The sequence below is a fragment of the Pseudomonas sp. SLFW genome (genome assembly GCF_009905615.1).
GTDB classification, from domain to species: domain Bacteria; phylum Pseudomonadota; class Gammaproteobacteria; order Pseudomonadales; family Pseudomonadaceae; genus Aquipseudomonas; species Aquipseudomonas bambusae.
In genome coordinates this window covers 170073-194655 of the sequence record NZ_JAAAKW010000003.1, presented here as the reverse complement: position 1 = coordinate 194655, position 24583 = coordinate 170073, and the positions used below count along the sequence as shown (strand labels likewise).

At 61.3% G+C, this 24583-nt stretch carries 20 protein-coding genes; 7 read left to right on the top strand and 13 right to left on the bottom strand.

The window, feature by feature from the left end:
* The 6 genes from folE2 to GVN17_RS06680 all read right to left on the bottom strand — a co-directional run bounded on the left by folE2 (position 1) and on the right by GVN17_RS06680 (position 11790).
* Positions 1–897, bottom strand: coding sequence for a GTP cyclohydrolase FolE2 (gene folE2, locus GVN17_RS06705; protein WP_166594453.1), 897 nt, complete (start codon positions 895–897; stop codon positions 1–3).
* Between the two features lie 171 nt (positions 898–1068).
* A complete protein-coding gene (ggt, locus tag GVN17_RS06700; protein ID WP_166594452.1) occupies positions 1069–2793 on the bottom strand; it encodes a gamma-glutamyltransferase in 1725 nt (574 codons plus the stop codon).
* A 352-nt stretch (positions 2794–3145) separates the two neighbouring features.
* A complete protein-coding gene (locus GVN17_RS06695; RefSeq protein ID WP_166594451.1) occupies positions 3146–3826 on the bottom strand; it encodes a TIGR04211 family SH3 domain-containing protein in 681 nt (226 codons plus the stop codon).
* Positions 3827–4179: 353 nt separating this feature from the next.
* Positions 4180–6414 (bottom strand): 1,4-alpha-glucan branching protein GlgB, encoded by a 2235-nt coding sequence (gene glgB, locus GVN17_RS06690; protein ID WP_166594450.1) that lies wholly within the window; start codon positions 6412–6414, stop codon positions 4180–4182.
* Positions 6415–6416: 2 nt separating this feature from the next.
* Positions 6417–9737, bottom strand: a complete 3321-nt coding sequence (gene treS / locus GVN17_RS06685) for a maltose alpha-D-glucosyltransferase (RefSeq protein ID WP_166594449.1) — start codon at positions 9735–9737, stop codon at positions 6417–6419.
* Between the two features lie 16 nt (positions 9738–9753).
* A complete protein-coding gene (locus GVN17_RS06680; RefSeq protein WP_166594448.1) occupies positions 9754–11790 on the bottom strand; it encodes an alpha-1,4-glucan--maltose-1-phosphate maltosyltransferase in 2037 nt (678 codons plus the stop codon).
* Positions 11791–12119: 329 nt separating this feature from the next.
* Here GVN17_RS06680 and GVN17_RS06675 point away from each other — a divergent pair, with 329 nt between their 5' ends.
* Positions 12120–12296 (top strand): hypothetical protein, encoded by a 177-nt coding sequence (locus GVN17_RS06675; RefSeq protein ID WP_166594447.1) that lies wholly within the window; start codon positions 12120–12122, stop codon positions 12294–12296.
* Positions 12297–12331: 35 nt separating this feature from the next.
* On the opposite strand, the gene GVN17_RS06670 is transcribed toward GVN17_RS06675, so the two are convergent.
* The 3 genes from GVN17_RS06670 to GVN17_RS06660 all read right to left on the bottom strand — a co-directional run bounded on the left by GVN17_RS06670 (position 12332) and on the right by GVN17_RS06660 (position 14584).
* Positions 12332–12877, bottom strand: coding sequence for an MgtC/SapB family protein (locus GVN17_RS06670; RefSeq protein WP_166594446.1), 546 nt, complete (start codon positions 12875–12877; stop codon positions 12332–12334).
* 76 nt (positions 12878–12953) lie between these two features.
* Positions 12954–13502 (bottom strand): cytochrome b, encoded by a 549-nt coding sequence (locus GVN17_RS06665; RefSeq protein WP_166594445.1) that lies wholly within the window; start codon positions 13500–13502, stop codon positions 12954–12956.
* The gene (locus GVN17_RS06660) at positions 13499–14584 is read right to left on the bottom strand and encodes a catalase family peroxidase (protein WP_166594444.1); all 1086 of its coding nucleotides are present in this window, start codon (positions 14582–14584) and stop codon (positions 13499–13501) included. Before GVN17_RS06660 ends, GVN17_RS06665 begins: the two co-directional genes overlap by 4 nt.
* A 177-nt stretch (positions 14585–14761) precedes the next feature.
* Here GVN17_RS06660 and GVN17_RS06655 point away from each other — a divergent pair, with 177 nt between their 5' ends.
* Together GVN17_RS06655 and GVN17_RS06650 are read left to right on the top strand one after the other, a co-directional pair.
* The gene (locus tag GVN17_RS06655) at positions 14762–15274 is read left to right on the top strand and encodes a sigma-70 family RNA polymerase sigma factor (RefSeq protein ID WP_166594443.1); all 513 of its coding nucleotides are present in this window, start codon (positions 14762–14764) and stop codon (positions 15272–15274) included.
* A complete protein-coding gene (locus tag GVN17_RS06650) occupies positions 15271–16029 on the top strand; it encodes an anti-sigma factor (protein ID WP_166594442.1) in 759 nt (252 codons plus the stop codon). Before GVN17_RS06655 ends, GVN17_RS06650 begins: the two co-directional genes overlap by 4 nt.
* A 46-nt stretch (positions 16030–16075) precedes the next feature.
* On the opposite strand, the gene GVN17_RS06645 is transcribed toward GVN17_RS06650, so the two are convergent.
* Positions 16076–17674, bottom strand: a complete 1599-nt coding sequence (locus tag GVN17_RS06645) for a lactate dehydrogenase (RefSeq protein WP_166594441.1) — start codon at positions 17672–17674, stop codon at positions 16076–16078.
* A gap of 111 nt (positions 17675–17785) precedes the next feature.
* Positions 17786–18979, bottom strand: coding sequence for an MFS transporter (locus GVN17_RS06640; RefSeq protein ID WP_256665140.1), 1194 nt, complete (start codon positions 18977–18979; stop codon positions 17786–17788).
* A 118-nt stretch (positions 18980–19097) separates the two neighbouring features.
* Here GVN17_RS06640 and GVN17_RS06635 point away from each other — a divergent pair, with 118 nt between their 5' ends.
* Together GVN17_RS06635 and GVN17_RS06630 are read left to right on the top strand one after the other, a co-directional pair.
* On the top strand, positions 19098–19646 hold the full coding sequence (locus GVN17_RS06635; RefSeq protein WP_166594439.1) for a TetR/AcrR family transcriptional regulator: 549 nt from the start codon (positions 19098–19100) through the stop codon (positions 19644–19646).
* 57 nt (positions 19647–19703) lie between these two features.
* Positions 19704–20990: a leucine-rich repeat-containing protein kinase family protein gene (locus GVN17_RS06630; protein WP_166594438.1), complete on the top strand. Its 1287-nt coding sequence runs from the start codon at positions 19704–19706 to the stop codon at positions 20988–20990.
* Between the two features lie 110 nt (positions 20991–21100).
* Here the strand turns inward: GVN17_RS06630 and GVN17_RS06625 are convergent, their stop codons facing one another.
* Positions 21101–21802 carry a YebC/PmpR family DNA-binding transcriptional regulator gene (locus GVN17_RS06625; RefSeq protein ID WP_166594437.1) on the bottom strand — a complete coding sequence of 234 codons (702 nt, stop codon included), beginning with the start codon at positions 21800–21802 and terminating at the stop codon, positions 21101–21103.
* Here GVN17_RS06625 and GVN17_RS06620 point away from each other — a divergent pair.
* Both GVN17_RS06620 and GVN17_RS06615 read left to right on the top strand, forming a co-directional pair.
* The gene (locus GVN17_RS06620) at positions 21801–22052 is read left to right on the top strand and encodes a hypothetical protein (protein WP_166594436.1); all 252 of its coding nucleotides are present in this window, start codon (positions 21801–21803) and stop codon (positions 22050–22052) included. The genes GVN17_RS06625 and GVN17_RS06620 overlap by 2 nt on opposite strands.
* An 86-nt stretch (positions 22053–22138) precedes the next feature.
* The gene (locus GVN17_RS06615) at positions 22139–23722 is read left to right on the top strand and encodes a type VI secretion system Vgr family protein (protein ID WP_166594435.1); all 1584 of its coding nucleotides are present in this window, start codon (positions 22139–22141) and stop codon (positions 23720–23722) included.
* Between the two features lie 16 nt (positions 23723–23738).
* On the opposite strand, the gene GVN17_RS06610 is transcribed toward GVN17_RS06615, so the two are convergent.
* Complete coding sequence (locus GVN17_RS06610; protein WP_166594434.1) at positions 23739–24512, bottom strand: enoyl-CoA hydratase; 774 nt, start codon at positions 24510–24512, stop codon at positions 23739–23741.
* Positions 24513–24583: the final 71 nt, after the last annotated feature.

The window sequence follows — 24583 nt, the reverse complement described above, 5'->3', positions numbered from 1 at the left end:
CTATCGGCTGGACGAGAACGCGACGGCATCGTGAGGATGCAGGCTTTCGAAGTGGCGCACTGAGACGCTGCTGGCGGGAAAGCGCCCCGTCAGCGCCTGCTGAACCTTTCGCGCGGCATCTTCGACGTACATCAGGTTCTGCCCGTTGAGACGGGCGAAGGCTTGCTCGTCGGCGCGCTTCACGGCGGTCTGCACCGGCGTGCCCAAGGCGTCTTCGATGACGTCGATCAACCCAAGCAGCTCCAGGCGCTCAGCGTCCTCATCGACATCCACCCGAACCCGCGCCACGCTGCGCTGGCTGTGCGGTGTTGCGTGGGAGCCATTCCGGCGAAGCCAGGTCGCCACGGCGTCGGCATCCACTGATCCTGAACCGAAATGCCCGGTGAACGCCTGCTCCAGCAATTGCCGCGACAGCGCCGCCGAGCACGGGCAGGTCGAAGAATAGGTGACGTCCACACTGACCGTCAGCGCGAGCCGCCCTTCCCTCCACTGCGCCTCAACCACCACCGGATAGGACTTCCAGCCGCTCAACCCCTGCGTGATCAAGGCAGGCCGTTTGCTCAGTAATTCGAAGGACAGACACACGCTCGCCTGCGAGGAATGGCAATCAGCATGACTGGACACCATCAACTGCAAAAGCGCGGCGAGGCTCGCCGGGCTGACGGCGTGGTGCTCGGCAAACCGGTCGAGCAGCGTGTACAGCCGTGACATGTGAATGCCCTTGATCTGTGGCATTGGCAAATCCACCTGCAAATCCGCACGGGCATGAATCGGCGCGTCAACGCCAGGTTCATCGAGGATCAGGGGAATATCGATGCCTCGCATGCCGACCCAGTCCAGCGGCAGCAGCGATTGAGAGAATTCGGAGGAGGCAACGTCGGGAAGCGGAGTGTTCATGTAAGGCAGGTTCTCGCAGCATCAGGACAACGCGAACCGGAGAAGGCTCGCCGCAAAGAGTTATAACATAACACCCGCGACATGCCCGATGGCAACCAAAATCTGTGCATCAAAAAAACGGGCGAGGCAACTGCGCTGCCTCGCCCGTATTTACTGTGTGACCCTTACACCTCAATACCCCAGCGAAAGCCCGGTATTGCGACGTGGGTCGTTGGCACCGTAGAAGCGGTTGTTGCCCACCGGCTTGCCACCCAGCGAAGGTGCACCGACCAGAATGGCGGCCAGGTGGTTGGCGTCCTGTGGCGCGCCAAATTTGTGGCCCCAGCTTTCGAGAATCTTCTGCGTGTCAGGGCTGACGGCGAAGTTTTCGAGGTTGGTGGTTTCCGGCATCCATTGCTGGTGGAAACGTGGCGCATCTACCGCTTCCTGGATGTTCATGCCGTAGTCGATGACGTTCAGCATGGTCAGCAAAGTCGCCGTGATGATGCGGCTGCCGCCCGGCGTACCGACGACCATTACCGCTTTGCCATCCTTGGTGACGATGGTCGGGCTCATCGACGACAACGGCGTCTTGCCCGGGGCGATGGCGTTGGCTTCGCCCTGCACCAGACCGTACATGTTCGGCACGCCGACCTTGGAAGTGAAGTCATCCATTTCGTCGTTGAGGATCACGCCGGTCTTGCTCGCCATCACGCCCGCGCCGAACCAGTCGTTCAGGGTGTAGGTCACGGAAACCGCGTTGCCCCACTTATCGACGATGGAATAGTGCGTGGTGTTGTTGCCTTCGTGAGGCGAAACGCCCGGTTTGATGGCCTGGGAATCGCCGGCTTTTTGCGGTTCGATGGCGGCGCGCAGTTTGGTGGCGTAGTCACGGTCCAGCAGGTGCGCGATCGGGTTCTTCACGAAATCCGGGTCGCCGAGGTAGCTGTTGCGGTCCACGTAGGCGTGACGCATGGCTTCGATCTGGTAGTGCATGCCCTGAGCCGAGTGATAGCCCAGCTCCTTCATCGGGTAGCCTTCGAGGATGTTCATGATCTCGCAGATCACCACACCACCCGAGCTTGGCGGCGGCGCGGAGACCACGTGGTAGCCCCGGTAATCGCACTCGATGGGCGCCAGTTCGCGGGTTTTGTACTTATCGAGGTCGGCCTGAACGATGATGCCCTTGCCCGCCTTGCTCGAATCGACGATAGCCTTGGCGACCCAGCCCTTGTAGAAACCGTCGGTACCCTTGGCAGAGATTTCCTTGAGGGTTTTCGCCAGGTCCTTCTGCACCAGCTTGTCGCCAACCTGCATCGGCTGGCCTTTGTTCAGAAAGATCGGGGTCAGGTCCTTGTCAGCCTTGAACTCGTCGGTCGCGGTGTGCAGCAGATCGATGTCGCCCTGCTCAAGCGGGAAGCCGTTTTCGGCGAGTTTGATCGCCGGTGCAATGACCTCGGCGCGCTTCTTGGTGCCGTATTTGCTCAGCGCCATTTCCATGCCGGACACCGTGCCCGGTACGCCCACGGCCAGATGGCCCTTGGAGCTGAGGTCCGGAACGACGTTGCCGTCCTTGTCCAGGTACATGTTGGCGGTGGCGGCCTGCGGGGCTTTTTCGCGGAAATCGAGGAAGGTCTTGCGGCCGTCCGCCAGCTGGATGGTCATGAAACCACCGCCGCCGAGGTTACCCGCAGCCGGGTAAACCACTGCCAGCGCATAACCTACGGCAACGGCAGCGTCCACCGCGTTACCGCCGGACTTCAGCACATCGACGCCGACGTGAGTGGCCAGATGCTGAGCGGTGACGACCATGCCGTTTTCAGCGGCAACGGGGGCGACGGAGGCGGCGTAAGTGGAGGAAAACGCGAGGGTGAGCGAGGTCGCAATGAGCGACTTGGCCAAGGGTTCAAACTTCATGAGTCGACTCTCTTTCTTCTTTTGAATGTGGAACAGCATTGGCGGGTCGAGCCGGATGGGGACATGCCCTCTCACGACTCGCCCGGCATCCTTGCGACTGCAGATGCACATTTGTTGGAGCGCTGTTGCTAGCCACCCCGGCCCACGACAGTACCGGGAAGCCGCACCAAAATAGCGCAGCCAGAAGAATCAACCTAGAGCCAATGACAGGTTATTTCAAAGAATCAGTAGAACCGTTGCAAAATCTGACCTGTAGGAGCGAATTCATTCGCGAGACGTCAGTTCAGTCGATAGACCTGTGCTGGATGCACTCGCCTCTCGCGAATGAATTCGCTCCCACAGGACAATCAGGTCAGAACCAGCGATCGTTGCGTTTGCGGCCACGGGTCAGCGCTGGGAGGATCAGGCCCAGTAACAGGCCCGCCCCGGCGATGCTGCCGCCGTAGACCATGTAACGCATTAACACCTGGTTGTTCTCGTCCCCCAGCTTGGCTTGGGTAGAGCGCAGTTCCGACTGGGCGTCGGTCAACTGGGCGTTGAGGTCTTTGGTGCGGGCTTCGAGCTCGTCGACGAGTTTCTTGCGGGAGTCGAGGGTCTCCTGCATGCCCTGGACTTTGGTTTTCCAGTCATCATCGATGGTTTTGAGTTGGCCGCTGAGGTCGGTGACCTGCTGGGTCAGTTGCGGCAGCCGTTCGGTCTGGCCGGGGACTTCTTGAAGATCGTTGGAGGGAATCCAGACGGTATCCCCGGAATTGCCGCGCACCTGGCTGTAATCGCCCTGGGTGTTGATCAGCTCGACTTTCTGCCCGGATTTGAGGGTGCCAACGATGCGATAACCGTCGGTGGGGCCGCTGCGGACATAGGTGCTGAGGGTGTCGCTGACCCAACGGTCTTTGCCTTCAGCGTGAGCCTGACCGGCGAGTCCGACGACAAACAGCGTGCCCATCAAACCGGCGCTGAGCAAACGGCGTCGAGCACCCGGCAGTGGGGAAATCAGGGAATTGGGGGTGGAAACGAGGCGAGATAGTGACATGGGGAATCTTCGACAAATAAAAAGAATGGCCGGGTGGACAGGCCGCATGCGATAGACGAGACGTGGTCAACAGACCATTGAAAGCGTGTCAGGTTCACTGCGTGGGGGTGACGTTCGTCCGAGCGCTGGGGTGAATCCGTCGAAGCGACGTAGAGGTTTGGATGGGGACACGGCGGGAATCACGCCGTCCAAATACCTGAAAAACAGCGTGGGAGGCGCGGAGAGCGCGACGGCAGCGAAGGTGGCGTATCAGTCAACCTCGCTGTGACTGATGAACCGCACTCGCTGCCGTCGTTCCCCCGACGGCTCCCATCGGTTGGGCGGCGTACCGCCGATTGCTTTAGCCGATGACTTTACTGGTCGCTCACCGGTTTCAAGACCACCACCGCCAACGGTGGCAGGTTCAAGGCCACCGAATACGCCTGCCCGTGGTTTTTGATCTCCTCGGCCATCACGCCCCCGCCATTGCCGATGTTCGACCCCGCATACACCTCGGCGTCGGTGTTGAGCAACTCGGCCCATTTGCCACCAAACGGCACGCCTACGCGGTAATGCTCACGGGGCACGGGCGTCAGGTTCGCCACCACCAGCAGCGGCTCGCCGTCCTTGCTCCAGCGCAAATACGCGTACACGCTGTTGCCCGCATCGTCACCGATGACCCATTGGAAACCTTGCGGCTGGCAATCCTGCTCGTACAACGCCTTCTCGGACCGATACAGCCGGTTCAGGTCGCCCACCAGCGTGTGCACGCCTTTGTGGTCCGCGTAGTTGAGGAAGTGCCAGTCCAGCTCGGTATCGTGGTTCCACTCGCGCCACTGCCCGAATTCGCAGCCCATGAACAGCAGCTTCTTGCCAGGATGGGTCCACATGAAGGTCAAGTACGCCCGCAGGTTGGCGAATTTTTGCCAGCGATCCCCCGGCATCTTGTCAATCAGCGAATGCTTGCCGTGGACCACTTCATCGTGAGAAATCGGCAGGATAAAACGCTCGGACCACGCATACACCAGGCCGAAACTCAGGCGGTCGTGGTGATGCTGACGATGGATCGGGTCCTGCTCAATGTACTTGAGCGTGTCGTGCATCCAGCCCATGTTCCATTTGTAAGCGAAGCCCAGGCCGCCCTGTTGAGTCGGTTGACTGACGCCCGGCCACGCCGTGGATTCCTCAGCGATGACCAACGCCCCCGGCGCTTCCAGCGCGACCACGTCGTTCAGGTGACGCAGAAAATCGATGGCTTCCAGATTTTCACGACCGCCGTAACGGTTCGGCACCCACTCCCCGGCTTTACGTGAATAGTCGCGATACAGCATCGATGCCACGGCATCCACCCGCAGGCCGTCGATGTGGAATTTCTTCAGCCAGTGCAGGCCGGAGGCGATCATGAACCCGTGCACTTCGGTGCGGCCCAGGTTGTAGATCAGCGTGTCCCAGTCCTGATGGAACCCCTCCTGCGGGTTGCCGTATTCGTACAGCGCCGTGCCGTCGAATTGCGCCAGGCCGTGGGTGTCGGTCGGGAAATGCGCAGGCACCCAGTCGAGAATCACGCCGATGTCGTTCTGGTGACAGGCGTTGACGAAGGCCGCGAAATCCTCTGGAGAGCCATAACGGGCGCTCGGCGCGAATTGCGAGAGCAGTTGATACCCCCAGGAACCGCCGAACGGGTGTTCCATGATCGGCATCAATTCGATGTGGGTGAAGCCCAGACCTTTGATGTACGGAATCAGCTCCCGCGCCAGCTCTTGCCAATTGAACGGACGATCCGGCTCGTCATCGCCGCCGTGGTGCCATTTCCAGGACCCGGCGTGCAATTCATAGATCGACAGCGGCTGATGCACATCCTGCTTGTCGCCACGGGCCTGCATCCAGTCGTTGTCCTGCCAGTCGAAGCTCAGGGGCGCAGCGACCTTCGAGGCGGTGTCCGGCGGCAGCTTGGTGGCCAGCGCCATCGGGTCGGCCTTGAGTGGCAGGACGCCGTGCTGGCCGAGGATTTCATATTTGTAGGCTTCGCCGGGGCCAAGGCGCGGGATGAAAATTTCCCACACACCGGACGGGTAACGCACACGCATCGGGTGACGGCGGCCATCCCAGCTGTTGAAGTCACCCACGACGGACACCCGACGGGCGTTCGGCGCCCACACCGAAAAACGCACGCCATTCACGCCATCGACGGACGTGACCTGTGCGCCCAGCGCGCTGCTCAGATCGCGGTGATTACCTTCAGCAAACAGGTACAAGTCCATCTCGCCGAGGAGTTGGCCAAAGCTGTACGGGTCTTCGGTGATCTGCTCGCCGGTGGCCCAGTTGATCTTCAACAGGTAAGGCTCTCGCACCGGAAAGTGCCCGGCGAAAAAGCCGGGTTTGTCGCTCATGCTCAGTTCGCCCAGATCGCGTTCACCGTCACGGGACAGCACGCGCACGCCTAATGCATTGGGGAGGTAGGCGCGAATCACCTGGCCTTCCTTGCCGTCGCTGTGGGGGCCGAGCATGGAGAACGGGTCGCGGTGTTCGGCGCGGATCAACGCGTCCATGTCGCCGGCGTTGGGCAGCACATTTTGGTTGCCTTTACCGAATGGGTCAGACGCACTCATTTTCATTCTCCATCAGACAAGTCCAGCAGCCCACGTAGACCTTGAAGCGGTACCGACAACCAGGTCGGCCGATTCTCAGCCTCATAGGCCACTTCATAAGCCGCTTTTTCCAAAGTGAACAGCGCCAGTGCGGCCGCCTCCCCTTCGGTGTCTTTCCAGGCGTGGGCAACGTCGACGGTAGCTGTTTTGTAAGCCCCGAGGAACGCGTCCCGCGCCTGTGTCAAATACGTTTCGGCCACATGCTTGCGCGCGGCCTCTGCCTGAGGCGAGCTATCCGCACTCTGGGCATTGCGTACCGCCATGGCGGCAGCGTAGTCGAAAGATCGCAACACGCCGCTGACGTCCTTGAACGGGCTGTACTTCGCGCGACGCTCCTGCAGCGGTCGCGCCGGTTCACCCTCAAAGTCGATCAGGTACGCATCGCCTTTCACCACCAGCATCTGGCCCAAGTGCAAGTCACCGTGAACCCGCATGCGCAGGCCGCCCACCGACTGTTTCGCCAGGCTCTGCACCTGTGCCAGCAGCGGTTTGCGTTTACCCAGCAGTTCACTGACCAATTGCTGATCGCCGGGTTCAAGGGTATTGCGATGCTGTTCGAGCAAGTCCAGCGCACGTTCGATTTGCGCCCCCACACTTTTCGCCGACGCTTGACTGTCCTTGACGCTGGTGAGTTCGGTCTTGAAGTCGGGATTGTCGGTCGGCGCGCCCAGCACCACGTGCATTTCACCCAACCGCTGTCCTAGCAAACCGGCGAAATCCTTGAGTTCCAACAAGGCATTGGCGTGCTGTTCAGCCGATGACGAGCCATGGGCCATGTGATCGCGCACAGCACGTTCGAGGTTGTTCTGAGTCCATTCCCACGCGTCGCCCTGATTGCTCAGATACCCCTGAGCGATCATCAGCAGATTACTCTCGCCCACCTTGTCGACCCGCACCACAGCGCCCAGCAGCGGCGAGATGTGTTCGTAGCCGGCTTCGGTGAGGTACGCGCCCATTTCCAGTTCAGGGTGCGTCCCGGCCGCCACGCGACGGATCATCTTCAGCACCAGCGCGTTGCCGACCACGACCGAGCTATTGGATTGCTCGGCGGACAGATAGCGCACTTCAGATTCGTCGTTCAGGCCCAGGGCCGTCAGTTTCGAGGTTTGCTGAAAACGCAGCTCGCCATCGTCGGTGGGCAATGCAGTCTTGTCCTGCATGCCCTTGATCACGGCACGAATGAACGGCTCCAGGGTGAACGCATCGGTAATCAGGCCAACCTGACGGCCACGGCGCACACGGGCCAGGGCCAATTGCTGCGGCAGCGCGCTGCTGAAATCATCTTCGGCGAGGAAGCCGAACGGCAGTTGATACCGCGCCACATCGTTGCCCGACGTGACTTCGATTTCGCTGAGCAGCACCGGGCGTTCGGCCGTGCCGAAGCGTACGGCGTAAGCGATGTGCACGTTGTCGATGGCCGTGCCCTTGCCCGCGAACCAGCGACGTTTGGGCAAGTAGACCGACAACGAGGTCTGTTCCATGGTCTGGCGCAGCGGTTCGTCCAGCAGTTCTTCCAGACGTTGCTTGAGCACCAGGGTGGGGAAATCCGGCATGCTTTCGGCCGGTTCGACGTGCCAGCTGGGCATTTGATTCTCCGCGGCCAGCACGAACCAGTAGAAGCCATACGGCGGCAACGTCAGCAGGTAATTGAGCTGGCCAATGGGTGGAAAGGCGCTGCCGCCCAACATCTCGACCGGCACGGTGCCCGCGTAATGGGACAGTTCCAGTTCGGCCGCCTGGGACGCGGCGGAGACGTTGGCGACACACAGGATGATTTCAGTCTTGCCGTCCGGCCCGGTGTATTCCCGGGTGTAGGCCAGAATTCGGCGGTTGCTCGGCGAGAGCATTTTCAGCGTGCCCCGGCCGAACGCTTTCTGCTGTTTGCGCACGGCGAGCATGCGCCGGGTCCAGTTGAGCAATGAATGCGGGTCGTGGTCCTGAGCTTCGACGTTGACCGACTGATAGCCGTACAGCGGGTCCATGATCGGCGGCAGCACCAGACTCGCCGGGTTGGCCCGGGAGAAGCCGCCATTGCGGTCGATGGACCACTGCATCGGCGTGCGCACACCGTCGCGGTCGCCGAGGTAAATGTTGTCACCCATGCCGATTTCGTCGCCGTAATACAGGGTCGGCGTTCCTGGCATGGACAACAACATGCTGTTAAGGAGCTCAACGCGGCGGCGGTCGCGTTCCAGCAGCGGGGCCAGACGACGGCGAATGCCCAGGTTGATCCGCGCGCGGCGGTCGGAGGCGTAGTAGTTCCACAGATAGTCGCGCTCGCGGTCGGTGACCATTTCCAAGGTCAGCTCATCGTGGTTGCGCAGGAAAATCGCCCACTGGCAGTTTTCCGGGATTTCCGGGGTCTGGCGCAGGATGTCGGTGATCGGGAAACGGTCTTCCTGCGCCACGGCCATGTACATGCGCGGCATCAGCGGGAAGTGAAAGGCCATGTGGCATTCGTCACCGTCCTTGCCTTTGCGATCCCCAAAATACAGCTGCGTGTCTTCCGGCCATTGATTGGCCTCGGCCAGCAGCATGCGGTCGGGGTAATTGGCGTCGATCTCGGCACGAATCTGCTTGAGAACGTTATGGGTCTCTTGCAGGTTTTCGTTGTTGGTGCCGTCGCGCTCGATCAAATAGGGAATCGCGTCCAAACGGAGGCCGTCGATACCCATGTCCAGCCAGTAGCGCATGACTTCCAGCACCGCTTTCATCACTTGCGGGTTGTCAAAATTCAGGTCCGGCTGGTGGGAATAGAAGCGGTGCCAGAAGTACTGACCGGCGACTGGGTCCCAGGTCCAGTTGGACTTTTCGGTGTCGAGAAAGATGATGCGGGTGCCGTCGTATTTCTGGTCGTCGTCGGACCAGACGTAGAAATCTCGGGCCTTGGAGCCCTTCTTCGCGTGCCGTGCCTTCTGGAACCACGGGTGCTGATCCGACGTGTGGTTGATGACCAGCTCGGTAATCACCCGCAGCCCGCGCTTGTGGGCTTCGGCGATGAATTTCTTGGCGTCCGACATGTTGCCGTAATCGCTGTGAATCCCGCGATAGTCGGAGATGTCGTATCCGTCGTCGCGCCTGGGCGACGGGTAAAACGGCAGCAGCCAGATGGTATTCACGCCCAGTTCGGCGATGTAGTCGAGCTTGGCGATCAGGCCCGGAAAGTCGCCGATTCCATCATCGTTGGAATCGAAATACGACTTCACGTGCACCTGGTAAATCACCGCATCCTTGTACCAGAGCGGGTCTTCGATAAAGGCAGCGTTGCGGGGTTTCTTTGCCATGACCACGTCCCTTGAATTATTGGTTTGGCGCCTTGATGCGCCAGATGCCAAACGGCTGATAGTTCGGGTCGATGCGCATGAACTGCGTTTTGCCGTACCAGGTCCAGGAGTGGCCGGTCATCAGGTCTTCACCCAAGGTCGCCGCGTCATCCGCCAAGCCCATTTCCCACAACGGCAGCTCGAAATACGCTTCCTGCGCGTTGCGCGGATCGAGGCTGACGGCCACGAGCACGAAATTACTGCCGTCCGCGCTGCGTTTGCCGAAATACAGAATGTTGTCGTTCCAGGCGTTGTAGATGCGCAGGCCCAAGTGAGTCTGCAGTGCCGGGTTCTGGTGACGAATGCGGTTCAGCTGTGCGATCTCGGCAATGATGTTGCCGGGTGCGGTGTAGTCCCGAGGGCGAATCTCGTACTTCTCGGAATCCAGGTATTCCTCTTTGCCCGGCACCGGGGCCGACTCACAGAGTTCAAACCCGGAATACATGCCCCACAGCCCCGACCCCATGGTCGCCAGCGCGGCGCGGATCAGGAAGCCCGGACGCCCTGAGTCGTGCAGGAAGTGCGGGTTGATGTCCGGCGTATTGACGAAAAAGTTGGGCCGGTAGCATTCGCGCCACGGCGACTCATTGAGCTGGGTGAAATACTCAGCCAGCTCGGCCTTGGTGTTACGCCAGGTGAAATAGGTGTAGCTCTGGGAGTACCCGACCTTGCCCAGACGCGCCATCATTGCCGGTTTGGTGAAGGCCTCGGCGAGGAACATCACGTCCGGATGCTGCGCACGAATGTCGGCGATCATCCATTGCCAGAACGGCAGCGGCTTGGTGTGCGGGTTGTCGACGCGGAAGATCTTCACGCCCTCCTCGACCCAGCCAAGGACCACATCGCGCAGTTCCAGCCAGAGGCTAGGGATCGCATCCGGCGCGTAGAAATCGACGTTGACGATGTCCTGGTATTTCTTCGGTGGGTTTTCCGCGTAACGGATCGTGCCGTCCGGGCGCCACGAGAACCAGCCCGGATGCTCCTTGAGCCACAGATGATCCTGGGAGCACTGAATCGCGAAATCGAGGGCGATTTCCAGGCCGTGCTCGGCAGCCGCAGCCACCAGATTGCGGAAGTCTTCACGGGTGCCCAATTGCGGGTGGATCGCGTCATGACCGCCATCTGCACTGCCGATGGCGTACGGGCTGCCCGGATCGTCAGGACCGGCTTTCAGCGAGTTATTCGGGCCTTTTCGGTGCGCGCGGCCAATCGGGTGAATCGGTGGGAAATACAGCACGTCGAAACCCATGTCGCGAATCATCGGCAAGCGGCTGTGCACGTCGTTGAAGGTGCCGTGGCGATGTTTATCGTCGGTGATCGAGCGAGGAAACAGCTCGTACCAGCTGGCGAACTGCGCCAGTTCACGTTCCACATCCAGCGGGAATTCGAGGCTGCGGCTGAGGAACGCATGATTGTCGGCCTGCGCCATGATCGCGGCGGTTTCACTGTGCAGCAGCAAGGTGACCTGCGCTTCGTGTTCAGTGTTCTCGCCGAGACGTTTCAGCAGGCTATCGATCTGCCCTTTGAGTTCGTTCTGGCTGCGTTCGCTGGCATGCACGAGGTGCAAACGCCCTTCTTCCAGCTCCAGACCGACCGGCACACCGGCGGCGTATTTTTTCTCCAGCTCATAGCGATAGCTGGCGAATTGATCGATCCAGGCTTCCAGGCGAAACAGGTAGCGGCTGACTGAGGTTGGGGTGAACTCACCGATCCAGCTGTCATTGCCCAGTTCGCGCATCGGCGCCTGATGCCATTCCTGCTCGTCGGCAGCGCGGTAACGGATGCGCACGGCCATTTTGTCGTGGCCATCGGCGAACACCTTGCTGGTGACGGTTACGGGTTGCCCGGTGATGGCTTTGGCCGCCAACTGCCCATGCTCGATCACCGGCTGCGTGTCTTCGATGACGATCCGCGGCAGTTGCAAGGCCTGGGTCAGGGATAAAGGCTGGATTGGGTGTGGAACATCGGTGGCCAGGGAATCCGGGCCGTATGGCTGATCAGCAGTCACATTCATCGAGCATCACTCCTCACGCCCCAGGGACGCTCCTTGTACAAGTCCGTAATAGTCCATTTCGTCGACACTTCATCCTTGAGCTGCATGCGTCCGACCTCAGGGCAGGTGTGCCCGAATCTGGCCGCATAGGTTCCGAACGCCAGTTTCGGGGAAAAGTTCAAAGAGCTTGCGCGGCAAAAATCGATCCGTTGGCAGCTTAGTCGCGGGCTGGCAAACCACCGGGAAATTCCGCTGAATCATTCAATCCGACTCACTGTCGAAGCAGCGAGCGCGCAGAAAAAAACCGGCACGATTGCCTCTTGCGACCTGCGCCTAAGGAAGGTGAAGCAATGACCATTCCCGTTCCCGCTGAAACGCCCGATCCAAATATCGATGATCCGGAATTGCCGGTGCCGAAACCTGAAGAACCGCCTCCACCGACCATGCCACCGGTCATCGAGCCGCCCAAGGGCGACCCGCCCAGTCAGGAGCCGCCTGCGGTACTGGGTGAAAGGTTTCCAGAATGATTGAATGAAGAAGCCCTGAGCGCGCGCCGCCGCGCTCAGGGTTGGTGCGAATCCCCGCCGGTGTTGCGGGCCGGGTCTTTGTCCCGCTCCTCGGGCGGGTCGAAGCGATCAACGATCAGCGGCATCAGACTGAATATCCCCAGCGCCAAGAGCGTGCTCAGCACGGCAGTGGCTTCCCGGCCCATGCCAGCGGCGATGCCAATGGCCGCCGTCATCCACAACCCCGCTGCAGTGGTCAGGCCCTTCACTTGATGGGTGTTGAGTTTGTCGCCCTTGAGGATGGTGCCCGCGCCGAGAAAGCCGATCCCGGCGACGATGCCTTGCACCACGCGGCTCAACGCCGCGTCATCCGCCCCCGCCAGTCGCGGCACCAGAACAAACAGCGCCGCGCCCATGCAGACCAGCATGTGGGTGCGCACCCCCGCCGCCTTGCCTTTGTGCTCGCGTTCGAAACCAAGAATCCCGCCCAGTACGGCCGCGATCACCAGCCGCACACTCACCCGCGTCAGTTGGGACGCATCAGTGATGTCTGAAAACTCGGAACGCAACGTCTCGACGACTTCCTGCCACCAGCCGTTCATGAAGGGTCTTCCTTGCTTGGGATGCGGTGATCAATGGACCACGGCGACGGACAAGAGTGCGACCGGACGAGCAGCGTCATGACCCCCGCGTTTTCCCTCGCAACATGCTGTCCAGCACTTCATCGCGGCGAATCCAGCCATGAAACAACGCGGCCGCGAGGTGCGCGAGGATGGTCAGGAAAAACAGATACGCCAGATAGCGATGGGCTTTGCGCAGAAACGCAAACGTCTCGGCATGGGCCGCCACGATGGAAGGCAGACGGATTGAGCTGCCGAGCATCACCGGGTCGCCCGCTGCCGAGATCATCGCCCAGCCAATCAGCGGCATCGCCAGCATCAACGCATAGAGCAGGTAGTGAGAGAGCTTCGCCGCCAACGCTTGCACCGCAGGCAAATCCGCTGGCAACGGCGGCGTTTGCGTGGTGAAGCGCACGATCAAACGCACGATGACCAATGCCAGAATCGCAATCCCCAGCGGTTTATGGATGTTCAATAACCACTCATGGCGTTCGGACACCGAGGCCACCATGCCCGCGCCGATGAACAACATGGCGATCACCATCACGGCCATCAACCAGTGCAGCGCGCGCGCCAGAGGCGAAAAATGCAAGGTGGGCGTACTCATGGCTGTTTCTCCTGGGCAGGCGCGGCTTTCAGTTGATCGACTTCACCTGTGCGGCGCAGGTATGACGACGCGTAGGCAGCAGACCGAGCCGCCAGCAACGGATCGTCTGACCCTTCGATGCCGCTCGGCAACACCAGCGGGTCGTAGTTGATGTCCCGGCACGCGCCATCCAGCTGGGCGCTGTCGCTTTCAACCACCAACGTTCCCGCCGTCACGGTCTTGTGCTCCCCGGACCACGCCTTGGACGCATCGTTGGTCGGGTCTTGCGGGTTAGCAAGGGTCAGCACCAGATTCCAGCGCTGTGGCCCGCTGGCCAGTTTGTCGCTCAGGTCTTGCTGCAAGTAATCCTTGGCGTCCGGGGCCGGTGCATCGCCTTTCGCTTCAGGGACCAGACTCCAGCGCACCGGTTGCCGCTTGCCCTGCGCATCTACCAGCACAAACGCGTTGACGCTGTTGTAGGTCTCGGTCACAAAGCTGGCGGACGGCTTGGCCGTCTTGACCCAGGCCAGAAACGGCTGGGCCTCGGGGTGCGCGGCAAAGAACGCTGGAGGCTTGGACGGATCAGGCTTGCCGGTTTTGGGATCAGGCGCGGTGGCTTTTTGCAGGTCGACGAACGCTTCAGGCGTGCCCACCGGGAACACCGGCATGCTGTTCATCCCGGTGCGCCATTGCTGGCCGTTGGGTTGGGTGAACTGCACCGCGAAGCTGCGGATGGGCGCCGCGCTGTCAGGTGAATACGGATTGCCGGTGGGCAGCGCGAGCCGTCCGACCACCGGGGTGCGGCCACTGGCGAACACTTCGGCTTTGGACAGCGTCGCCGCCGCGCCATTGCTCTCGAAATACCCGGCGACGCAGATGCCTTTGGGGTGGTTGCGACGGTAGCCGGGGTGAACGCCGTTACTGTGTTCGAACACGTCGACAACCCGTGCAGGCGTCAAGCGTTGTGGGTCAAGGCTGCCATTCACGTAGGCGAATGCGCCGACGGCGATGGCCACCACCAGGCCAATACCGGCGAGGCGAACGAATTTCTCCGAGGGGGTCAAGGGTGGTTTGCGGGGGTACGGCGGCTCACGGTCAATCATCGGTCACACTCCGGGCCTGGGGCCTCTCTGCATTCATGTAGCGGTAGGACGCGGCATAAACGCCTTTATTCCATGGCGTGATATTTATTTTGTGTGCGGTGGAATAACTTGCACGGGCGTGCGTCTTTCTGGTCATACGATCCGAGCGATCCCGCCGATCGATCAGGAAATCACCCTATGCATGATGTCGACGATCAATTACGAGAGCTGCTGCCACGAATGCGTCGGTTTGCCGCATCGCTCACCCGTGACCACAGCGCGGCCGATGATCTGGTGCAGTCGAGCCTTGAAAAAGCCTTGTCTGCCTGGAGCAGCAAACGGCCGGAAGGCGACCTCCGCGCCTGGCTGTTCTCCATTCTTTATAGGCAATTTCTCGACGCCCATCGACGTTCGCGCCGATACAGTCGCATGCTGGAGCTGTTTACCGGCGGCAAGGAAGATCACCATGAGCCTTCCGTGGAGCGCACCGTGGTTGCGCAAACCACGCTGCAGGCGTTCGAACGGCTGAACACCGAACAACGTGCCCTGTTGCTCTGGGTGTCTGTCGAAGGCTTGAGTTATAACGAAGTGGCGGAAATCCTCGGCGTCCCCGTGGGCACCGTCATGTCCCGCTTGTCTCGCGCGCGCCAGGCCTTGCGCCTGCTCAGCGAAGGCGAAATCACCACCCCTGCTCTGCGGATATTGAAATGATGACATTGCCTCCCAGTGAACGCGACTTGCACGCCTACGTCGATGGGCAGCTCAGCGACGCCGACCGGCAGACGATGGAGACGTATCTGGCCACGCAGCCCGAGCTGGCCCAGCAACTGCTGGCCTGGCAACGGGATGCCCAGAACCTGCGCGCCAGCTTGAGTGGCGAGCTGCATCGCCCGGCCAACCCAGACCTGGACCCGGCGTTCATCCGCCAGCGCGTGCGTCGCAGCCGCAGCCGCCAGTTCGCCACCGCGGCAGTGCTGTTGATCGCGGTCGGTGTCGGCGGAATGAGTGGCTGGCAGGCCCGGGAAATGACCCTCGTCAGCGGCGTTCAGCCCATGGCCGACGCCGTGCAGGCCTATCGGATGTTCGCGGTCAACGACAGCATGGCCAGCGACTGGAACACCGACAAGCCGAACAACGCGCAGGTCTGGCTGGACAAGCATTTCGCCCAGGCCAACCGCCTGCCCGATCTGGCGTCAGCCGGGTTCAAACCCGTGAGTGGGCGCCTGACCAGCACCGAACAAGGTGCCGCCGCGATGGTGGTGTACAAGGATGACGAAGGACGGACGCTGAGTTTCTACATCCGTCCACCAGGGCCGAACAATCATTTGCTGGCCCCCGGCACGCGACGGGACGGCGAGCTGGAAGCCGATTATTGGTCAGGAGGTGGTTACAACTACGCCGTGGTCAGCCCTGCCGATGACCCTGCTGTCAAGGCTGCGCGACAGGCGTTGCGTCAGCCGATTTGAACAGAGAGCGGTGGGTCAGACAGCCGGTCTGTCACAGATCCACCGCTCAACCCTCCCGGTCGCTCGCACTGGCTCGCAACAATACCTTGTCCTGAATACCTGCCAAGGTGTCCTTGAGCGTCGAAACGCCACGGCCTTGTTTCGCGTCCTTGTCCTGCTGCAGCGCCTGTTGCAGCACGCTCAGGAAATTCTGGGTTTTTGACGATGACAACGGCGTCCGCGTGTCGCTCTCCAGGTGCCCCATCACGTATTTGGAAATACGCGTCGACTGGCTTGCGGACTGGCTGACCGACGCCTGCACCAATGCCCCTTTGTCGTAACCGATGTTGGTCTTGCTGCTGGCCTGATCGTTGATCTGGTAATACAGATAATTCTGCGACGTCGGATCGCGGCTCAGGTCCAGCTTCTGGCCTGCGGTGAGCGCCTTGTGGTAACTGGCAATCAGGCTCGATTGCTGGTTCTGAACGAGGGTCCGGTTCAACTGATCCCGGCCTTTGGATTGCGTCGATTGCGACAGGTTGTACGAGAACGCGTCCAGCTCATCAGGGCGTGCCGGGTTGCTGGCCTCGGTCTTCTCGGTGACCGACGCCTTGAAATCGGCCAGGCCCGTCAGCAAGCCGTGATCGGTATCGGTCAAGTCGATGGAGTTGACGGTCTGGGGTGCAATGGAAGGCCGGGCTCCGGGGTATTGGCTGTGCAGCGTCTTGAACCCGTCTTCGAAGAGGGAGAGCAATTGTGCGTCGCCGTCACCGCGTGTCCGGGCGGCTTCAATCTGACTCACGTAGTTTTTAACGGCTTTCGCCTGCTGGTCGCTGTTGCCGATAATGGCGGCATTCTTCAGATCGACGGAAATGTCCAGATTGCCCGACGCACCGCTCATGCGCACTGAACGCTGGTCGGCGTCGGCATTCATATCCAGGCTCTGGACGCTGCCGTCATTCAGTTTGATGCGGGTGCTCAGCGTCACCGACGAAAACACGTTGCTGTCATATTGCGTCAACGCGTCCAGCTTGAGCTGAGGAGATTTCGCCGTCAGCCCGTCGATGGCCGATTGAAAACCGTCTGCCATCTTGCCCAGCGCGGCAAGTTCGTCGTCGCTCAGGTCGCCACCGCTGACCTGTGCCTGTACCGCCAGCCCGTTTTCGCTGCTGGAAAGGGTCAATTGCACGGTCTTGCCGCTGGCGGTCTTCAGGGTCAGGCTGATGCTGTTATCGGCGGCACTGCTGTGCAGTTTGTTCTGGGCGGCCGCCAGCTCGGAGGGTTCAAGGGTTCGTCCGGAAGGCGAGCTGATCACCGACTGGGAAACACCCTTCCCCGTCTGCGCCAGTTGCGCAAGCAGCGTGGCGCCAAGGCCCTGGAAACGGCCCACGCCATGCGTCGTGCTGAAGTTGCCTTGCATCGCCAGGGTCACCGAATCCTGCCGCGTGTATTCCCAGGCGGGCGGCACATCGGCGTCGGCAATCACACCACGGGCGGTGTAGGTCTGTGCGTTAGTGACGAGGGTGTCCTGCCCCAGCATCACGACAGACGAAGGCGATGCGGTGCTCGGAGTCGTCCCCACCGCTGAGGTGGCCACCGGCTGAGTCGCCACTGTCGGGGTGACCACCAGAGGCTGCGTGGAGGTGATAGAGGAAATCGAAGTCATAGCTGATCCATGCTCAATTGAGTCGAGTGTGTCCCAGCCGGTTTATCGGCACTGCGGCCCCTGACTTTAGGGAATGGGCGGCGCCGCGCCCATTTCCAGTGCTATCCGGGGTCAGGCCGCGCGCGCCTTGGTCATGCGCTGCATCAGCAACCCGCCCAAGGCCAGCAACGCCAACACGACCACTACGGCCCCATACACGTTGGTCGTGACCACCAGCCCCTCGCTTTTGATCGCCAGCCCGGCAAGCAGCGCCGGGACGCAGAACGCCAGGTAGCTCAACGCCAGAAACGTCGACATCAGCCCCGCCCGTTCATGGGCGTGAGCCAGCGGCAGCAGCAACCGCAACGCCCCCAGGAAGCTGGCGCCAAACCCGATCCCCGCCACCACGGCGCCGCTGAAAAACAGCCACAGCCAGCCCACGTTGACCGCCAGCAGAATCACCGACACGCCCAACGCCAAAAAGCTGCACCCCACCAACAGCGCCAATTGCGGCGGGCGCAGGCGCAGGTTCATGATGGAAATCGCCCCGCTGATCGTCAGAGCCGCCACCGCCAAACCACCGTGAAGCACGGATTTCGAGCCGGTCGCGGCGGCGAGCAATGAAGGTGCCAGCGACAGGAAGAACCCGCCCAGCGCCCAGGCGGCGATGTCCGCTGGCAACACCAGCAGCAAGGTACTGCACGCACGCTGCGGCACATAGAGCCTGGGTTTCAGGGTCTTCAACACACCGGGTTGCGGGCTGACGGTTTCCTGCACGCGCCAGAGGTACAGAATCTGCGCCACGAATGCCGCCAGCAGCAGAATGAAGGCCAGCAGCAACGGCATCGGCGCGTATTCCACCAGCGCGCTGGTGCCGAGCGCGCCCAACGCCATGCCGAACATCGGCGCAATGCTGTTGATCAACGGGCCCTGATTCTGATCGGTGTCGAGCATCGCCGCGCCCAATGCGCTGCTGGCGATCCCCGTCGCCACCCCCTGCAAGACGCGGGCGGCTATCAGCCAACTGACGTCGCTGGCGCCGATGAACAAGAGCATCGACAAGGCCTCCAGCAGCAGAGCGACGAGGATCACCGGACGCCGACCCAAATAGTCTGACAGCGAACCGAACACCAACAACGTCGCCAGCAAACTCAAGGCGTACACCGCAAAAATCAGCGTCAGCAGCGCGGAAGAAAAGCCCCACGCCTGCTGATACACATGGTAGAGCGGCGTCGGTGCACTGGAAGCGGCAAAGAAGCACAGCATCACAAACGCGAAATACCCGAGGTGCCCTCGGCTCCGACCATCGACTTGCGGGTTCTGCATCGATTCAGACACGCGTACACTCTCCCGAAAAAGCACACCATAAAAGCTATTAATTTGCGTTAGGGAGTGTGCGAGCAGAAACCGCTTAAAGCAAATACTTTGTGTTAAGGTCCGATTCATGGCTATCAAAGAAGGCATTCGTACCGGCGGCCGTAGCGCCCGGGTGCAGACATCGATCCACGCCGCCGTGCGCGACTTGCTTGAAGAGCAGGACCGTTCCGCGTTGAGCGTGCCCATGATCGCTGCCCGTGCGGGCGTCACGCCCTCGACCATCTACCGTCGCTGGGGCGATTTGACGTCGCTGCTGGCCGATGCGGCAGTGGAACGGTTGCGCCCCGATGAACCGGTGGATTGCGGCAGCCTGCGCGAAGACCTGCGTACCTGGGTCGAGGTCTACCTCGAAGAAACCAATTCCGCACCGGGCCGCGAAATGATGCGCGACGTGGTCGCCAGCAGCGCAACCCTCTGCTCGGGCAAGTGCCTGAACATGGTCCGCGATCAGTTGCAGATCATCATCGACCGTGCCCACTTGCGCGGCGAGCGCAGCCCATCCGCCGATGAGCTGGTCGATGCCGTCGTGGCGCCCATGGTGTACCGGATTCTCTACGCCGAGTCGGCCCCTACCCTCGAACGCATGCATCAGCTGCTGGATCGCTGCCTCGGTTGAGCGCGACGCTCACGAACTCGCTATCATGACTGGCCCTGAACCACGGGCCTTTTCCCCATGCACACTCTCGCAGACCTGCGCGCCGGCACACTGGCGGGCAGCAAACGGCTGGACCTCAGCTGCGGCCTCACGGCGTTTCCCGACGAGATTTTCAACCTCAGCGATTCGCTGGAGGTGTTGAACCTGTCGGACAATCAACTCAGCGAGCTGCCGGCCGATCTGCACCGGCTCAAACACCTCAAGATTCTGTTCTGTTCCAACAACCTGTTCACCCACCTGCCCGAAGCGTTGGGCCAGTGCGAGCAGTTGTTTTTCGTCGGCTTCAAGGCGTGCCGGATCACCGACGTATCGCCCCGCTCGCTGCCACCCCGTCTGCGCGCCCTCGTATTGACGGATAACCGCCTGGAATCACTGCCAGATGAGCTGGGTCGGTTCGAACACCTGCAAAAACTGATGCTGGCCGGAAACCGATTGCGCACCCTGCCCCCGTCACTGGCGGCGTGTCAGCGGCTGGAGCTGGTGCGCATAGCGTCCAACGAGATTCGCCGATTGCCGGATTGGCTGCTGCAGATGCCCGCGCTGGCCTGGCTGGCGTTTTCCGGCAACCCGCTGAACGACATTCACATTGAGGAGCCCATCCGGCAGATTCCCTGGTCAGCGCTGACCTTGCATCAGGTGCTGGGAGAAGGCGCTTCCGGGGTGATTCAGCAGGCGGAATGGCAGCACGACGACGGAGTGACCGACGAGGTGGCCGTCAAGCTCTATAAGGGCGAGCTGACCAGCGATGGCTCCCCATTGAATGAAATGGCTGCGTGCATCGCCGCCGGTCAGCACCCGAACCTGATTCCCGTCCTGGGGCAAGTGTTCGATCACCCGCAGCAGGCGAGAGGGTTGATGATGGAGCTGATTTCCCCGCGATTCATCACCCTGGCCCGCCCGCCCAGCCTCGAATCCTGCACGCGTGACGTCTACGGCAGTACGCGCCTGAGCCTTGCGACGGTGCGGCGCATGGCCCACGGCCTTGCCGACGCCTGCGGGCATTTGCATCGCAAAGGCATCAATCACGGCGACCTGTACGCCCATAACGTTCTCTGGGCGGAACAGGGCGAGAGTCTGCTGGGGGATTTCGGCGCTGCCGCGTTTTATCCCGATGAAACGACGGGCCAGACCCTGGAGCGCATCGAGGTGCGGGCGTTCGGGATATTGCTGGATGAGTTGCTGACGTGTTGCGACGGGTCTGACGAAGAAACGGCTGTGCTGCGGGGGCTTGCGGCGCGCTGCATTCAGCCACAGGTCATGAAACGACCGGGGTTTGCCGAGGTGCTGGCGCTACTGGATCGCTAGGCAAACATCACTGGCTTGCGGCGGCCTCGGGCTCTTGGGGGATGCCGGAGGCGCGACCGCAGCGATGCGGTGGGTCAATCACTCCAATCAGTCACTGACCCACCGTGGTATCAACCGGCCAGACCGACGTACACGTCCTGCACGTCATCGTGGCCGTCAATCGCTTCCAGAAACGCTTCAACCTCGGCCATCTGCTCGTCGCTCAAGCCCGACACCGGGTTTTTCGGGCGGTAGCCGATCTTGGCGGATTCCACAGTGAAGCCTTGTTCTGGCAGCGCCTTGCACACGGCGTCCAGGTCAGTGACTTCGGTGTAGAACAGGGTCACGCCCTCGTCGCCCGGCTCGACGTCCTGCGCCCCGGCTTCGATGGCGGCTTCTTCCGGGTCGGCCTTGCCGTCGCCCGCCGCTTCGATCATGCCCAGATGATCGAAATCCCACGTGATCGAACCCGCAGCGCCCATTTGCCCCTTGCGGAACAGCACACGGATCTCGGCAACCGTGCGGTTGACGTTATCGGTCAGGCATTCGACGATCACTGGCACCTTGTGCGGCGCGAACCCTTCATAGGTCACTTTCTCGAAGTGCACGTGCTCGCCCAGCAGGCCAGCGCCCTTTTTGATCGCGCGCTCCAGCGTCTCCCGGGGCATCGAGGCTTTCTTCGCCTGCTCGACCACCAAACGCAGGCGCGAATTCATGTCGGGATCAGCGCCGGAACGCGCGGCAATCATGATTTCCTTGGACAGCTTGCCGAAAATCTTGCCCTTGGCATTGGCTGCTGCTTCTTTGTGTTTGACCTTCCACTGTGCGCCCATGATTACTCTCTTGTTCCGGTGGCAGTACACCGTCGGGGCCGATCCGGCGTGGCGCGTCGGACCGAAGACGGCGAATGCTGAAAAGGTGAACGATGATGACGCGCCAGGACAGAACGCTGGCGCCCGCCGCATTTTATACGCGCTGGCGTCATATGAAACCCCTGACGTGCTGCCGTCGATCAAACGAGCGCGGATAAGTTTCCCGGAAAACGTCAACACAAGGCTCTGGATATGGCGACGCGACCTGTAGTCCCTTTCTGAAAATACAGAACTAGCCCCTTTGTGGCGCCGCTTTTCGTACCCTCTGCACCCCGAAATTTCACGGTGCCCCACTCGATGCGCAAAGACTCGCCAGTGACGATGACCCTGTCCATCGCCAGCCGCCCCAGCGACCTGCTGGTCGTCGGCGTCAAGGGTCGTGATCGACTCAATGCGCCATTCTGCTTCGACATCGACCTTGTGAGCCCTGATCCCGCGCTGGATCTGGCGTCGTTGCGGCAGTGCAACGCTGGATTGGAAATCGGCGGCACGCCTGCCCCGCTGCATGGCTTGCATGGCTTGCATGGCTTGCATGGGCAGATCAGCGACGCCCGACAACTGTATCGCGGCGCTGACCTCAGCGTGTACCGGCTACGCCTGACCCCTGCCCTCCAGAAACTGTGCGGCCCGACCCGGCGTCGCGCATTCAACGGTCTGACAGTGCCGCAAATTCTCACGCGGCTGCTGCACGACCACGGGCTGACTGACGGCGCGTTCCGCTTCGATCACTTGATCGGCGTGTATCCCCGCCGAACTCACTGCCTGCAATACGACGAAAGCGACCTGCACTTCCTGCAGAGGTTGTGCGAAGAAGAAGGCATTGCCTTTCGCCATGAACACGCTCTACAACGGCATACCCTGGTGTTTTCCGACGACCCGATGGGTTTCCCGGAAGGGGCAGCGCCCGCCCCGATCGATCACCTCGCCGAGCAACTGTCCGTGCAGGCCAGCTACAGCAGCCATGCGGGCGAGCATTACACGCCTCAGGCCTTTGCACCTCAACATCACGCCTCCGATGCCGACAATCAGCGCCTTTGCGCGGTGCAGCACGCCAATCGCCCCCTTGCACAACAGCAGCAGAAACAGATCAGCGTCCGCCTTCTGGAACGGCTGCGCTGTGAACGGCGGGAAATCAGGGGCCGCAGCCGCTTGCCCTGGTTTCGCGCAGGCCTGGTCGTGCGCGTGGCCGGACAGCCAGACCCATTGCTCAATGATCAATCGTTGTTGACGGAGGTGTGCCACAGCGCCTGGCAACTGGCGCCGTTAAGGGGCTGCACCTCCAACGACGTCATCCATATTTTGCAGGCGATGGCGTCAGCGGGCGCCGCCGACATGGGCATTGCACAATGGCTGCTTGTCCAGCCGGGCGCAGACCGGCCAGCGCTGGCGGGCTACGAAAACAGTTTTAGCGTGCTGCCGTGGACGATGCCGTTCAGGCCGTCCGTGGAGCATCCGAAACCCGTCGTGGCGTCGCTGGAAACCGCCACCCTGATCGACGGACGAGCGGACGAAGCCGGTCGCGTCAGGATTCGGTATGGATGGCAGGTCGAAGGTCCGGCGAGTCCATTCAGGGACAGCTGGGCACGCGTCGTCACCAGCCTCACCGAGCCGCGCGCTGGAATGGCGTTGCGTATTCAATTTTTCGAAGGTGACCCCGACCAGCCGCTGGTCTGTGGCATGGCCGAGGGCCCTGAGCGGATTTCGGTCCTTGAAGCCACCGAACGGGACGGTGCGTCGCCACCGACGAAACCGCCCGAGCCAGCGCCTGTGCTCGTCGACAGCAAGGTACCCCTCACCCTGCGCGGCGCCCGCGCCACCTTGCACATCAACGCGCAGGGCATCCGGTATACGCCGCACGCCACGGGAGACGACGGCATGTGAGGTAAGCCGCCGCTGATCAGCGGTGCTTGAAGCTTGGCTCACGCTTCTCGATGAATGCCGCCATGCCTTCCTTCTGATCCGCGCTGGCAAACGCCGAATGGAACACCCGACGTTCGAAGCGGATGCCCTCGGACAAGCTGACCTCGAACGCGCGATTGACACTTTCCTTGACCATCATCGCCACCGGCAACGACTTGGCGGCGATGCTCTCAGCGACCTTCAGCGCCTCTTCGAGCAATTGCGCTTGAGGCACGATGCGCGCCACCAGTCCGGAACGCTCCGCTTCCTCGGCGTCGATCATGCGCCCGGTCAGGCACATTTCCATGGCCTTTGCCTTGCCAACGGCGCGGGTCAAGCGCTGCGTGCCGCCCATGCCCGGAAGCACGCCGAGCTTGATCTCCGGCTGACCGAACCTGGCGTTGTCCGCCGCCAAAATGAAATCGCACATCAGGGCCAGTTCACAGCCGCCCCCCAACGCAAACCCGGACACCGCTGCGATAATCGGCTTGCGGCGACTAGCCACCCGGTCGCTGTCGCTGAACAGGTCATCCAGATAGATTTGCGGGTACGTCAACTCAGCCATTTCCTTGATATCAGCACCGGCGGCAAACGCTTTAGCCGATCCCGTCAGCACGATGCAGCCAATGTCACGGTCGCGTTCGAGTTCATCCAACGCGTGGTTGAGCTCGCTGATCAACTGCGCATTAAGGGCATTCAGTGCTTGCGGGCGGTTAAGCGTGAGCAGCGCAACCCGACCGTTTATTTCCTTCAAGATTGTTTCGTAAGCCATTGTTCTTGATCCCATTAATCAGAAATTGTCAAAACTGGAAACAGCATTACCCGACTTTAAGTTAAAGCTTC

What these genes read in the sequence shown, in the direction of transcription:
- GVN17_RS06635 (WP_166594439.1), top strand. Translation starts at nt 19,098, where the DNA reads ATGGCTATCAAAGAAGGCATTCGTACCGGCGGCCGTAGCGCCCGGGTG.
- GVN17_RS06620 (WP_166594436.1), top strand. Translation starts at nt 21,801, where the DNA reads ATGATTACTCTCTTGTTCCGGTGGCAGTACACCGTCGGGGCCGATCCG.
- GVN17_RS06680 (WP_166594448.1), bottom strand. Translation starts at nt 11,790, where the DNA reads ATGAATGTGACTGCTGATCAGCCATACGGCCCGGATTCCCTGGCCACC.
- GVN17_RS06625 (WP_166594437.1), bottom strand. Translation starts at nt 21,802, where the DNA reads ATGGGCGCACAGTGGAAGGTCAAACACAAAGAAGCAGCAGCCAATGCC.
- GVN17_RS06670 (WP_166594446.1), bottom strand. Translation starts at nt 12,877, where the DNA reads ATGAACGGCTGGTGGCAGGAAGTCGTCGAGACGTTGCGTTCCGAGTTT.
- ggt (WP_166594452.1), bottom strand. Translation starts at nt 2,793, where the DNA reads ATGAAGTTTGAACCCTTGGCCAAGTCGCTCATTGCGACCTCGCTCACC.
- GVN17_RS06615 (WP_166594435.1), top strand. Translation starts at nt 22,139, where the DNA reads ATGCGCAAAGACTCGCCAGTGACGATGACCCTGTCCATCGCCAGCCGC.
- GVN17_RS06695 (WP_166594451.1), bottom strand. Translation starts at nt 3,826, where the DNA reads ATGTCACTATCTCGCCTCGTTTCCACCCCCAATTCCCTGATTTCCCCA.
- GVN17_RS06665 (WP_166594445.1), bottom strand. Translation starts at nt 13,502, where the DNA reads ATGAGTACGCCCACCTTGCATTTTTCGCCTCTGGCGCGCGCGCTGCAC.
- GVN17_RS06610 (WP_166594434.1), bottom strand. Translation starts at nt 24,512, where the DNA reads ATGGCTTACGAAACAATCTTGAAGGAAATAAACGGTCGGGTTGCGCTG.
- GVN17_RS06655 (WP_166594443.1), top strand. Translation starts at nt 14,762, where the DNA reads ATGCATGATGTCGACGATCAATTACGAGAGCTGCTGCCACGAATGCGT.
- GVN17_RS06675 (WP_166594447.1), top strand. Translation starts at nt 12,120, where the DNA reads ATGACCATTCCCGTTCCCGCTGAAACGCCCGATCCAAATATCGATGAT.
- GVN17_RS06640 (WP_256665140.1), bottom strand. Translation starts at nt 18,979, where the DNA reads ATGCAGAACCCGCAAGTCGATGGTCGGAGCCGAGGGCACCTCGGGTAT.
- glgB (WP_166594450.1), bottom strand. Translation starts at nt 6,414, where the DNA reads ATGAGTGCGTCTGACCCATTCGGTAAAGGCAACCAAAATGTGCTGCCC.
- GVN17_RS06660 (WP_166594444.1), bottom strand. Translation starts at nt 14,584, where the DNA reads ATGATTGACCGTGAGCCGCCGTACCCCCGCAAACCACCCTTGACCCCC.
- folE2 (WP_166594453.1), bottom strand. Translation starts at nt 897, where the DNA reads ATGAACACTCCGCTTCCCGACGTTGCCTCCTCCGAATTCTCTCAATCG.
- GVN17_RS06645 (WP_166594441.1), bottom strand. Translation starts at nt 17,674, where the DNA reads ATGACTTCGATTTCCTCTATCACCTCCACGCAGCCTCTGGTGGTCACC.
- treS (WP_166594449.1), bottom strand. Translation starts at nt 9,737, where the DNA reads ATGGCAAAGAAACCCCGCAACGCTGCCTTTATCGAAGACCCGCTCTGG.
- GVN17_RS06650 (WP_166594442.1), top strand. Translation starts at nt 15,271, where the DNA reads ATGATGACATTGCCTCCCAGTGAACGCGACTTGCACGCCTACGTCGAT.
- GVN17_RS06630 (WP_166594438.1), top strand. Translation starts at nt 19,704, where the DNA reads ATGCACACTCTCGCAGACCTGCGCGCCGGCACACTGGCGGGCAGCAAA.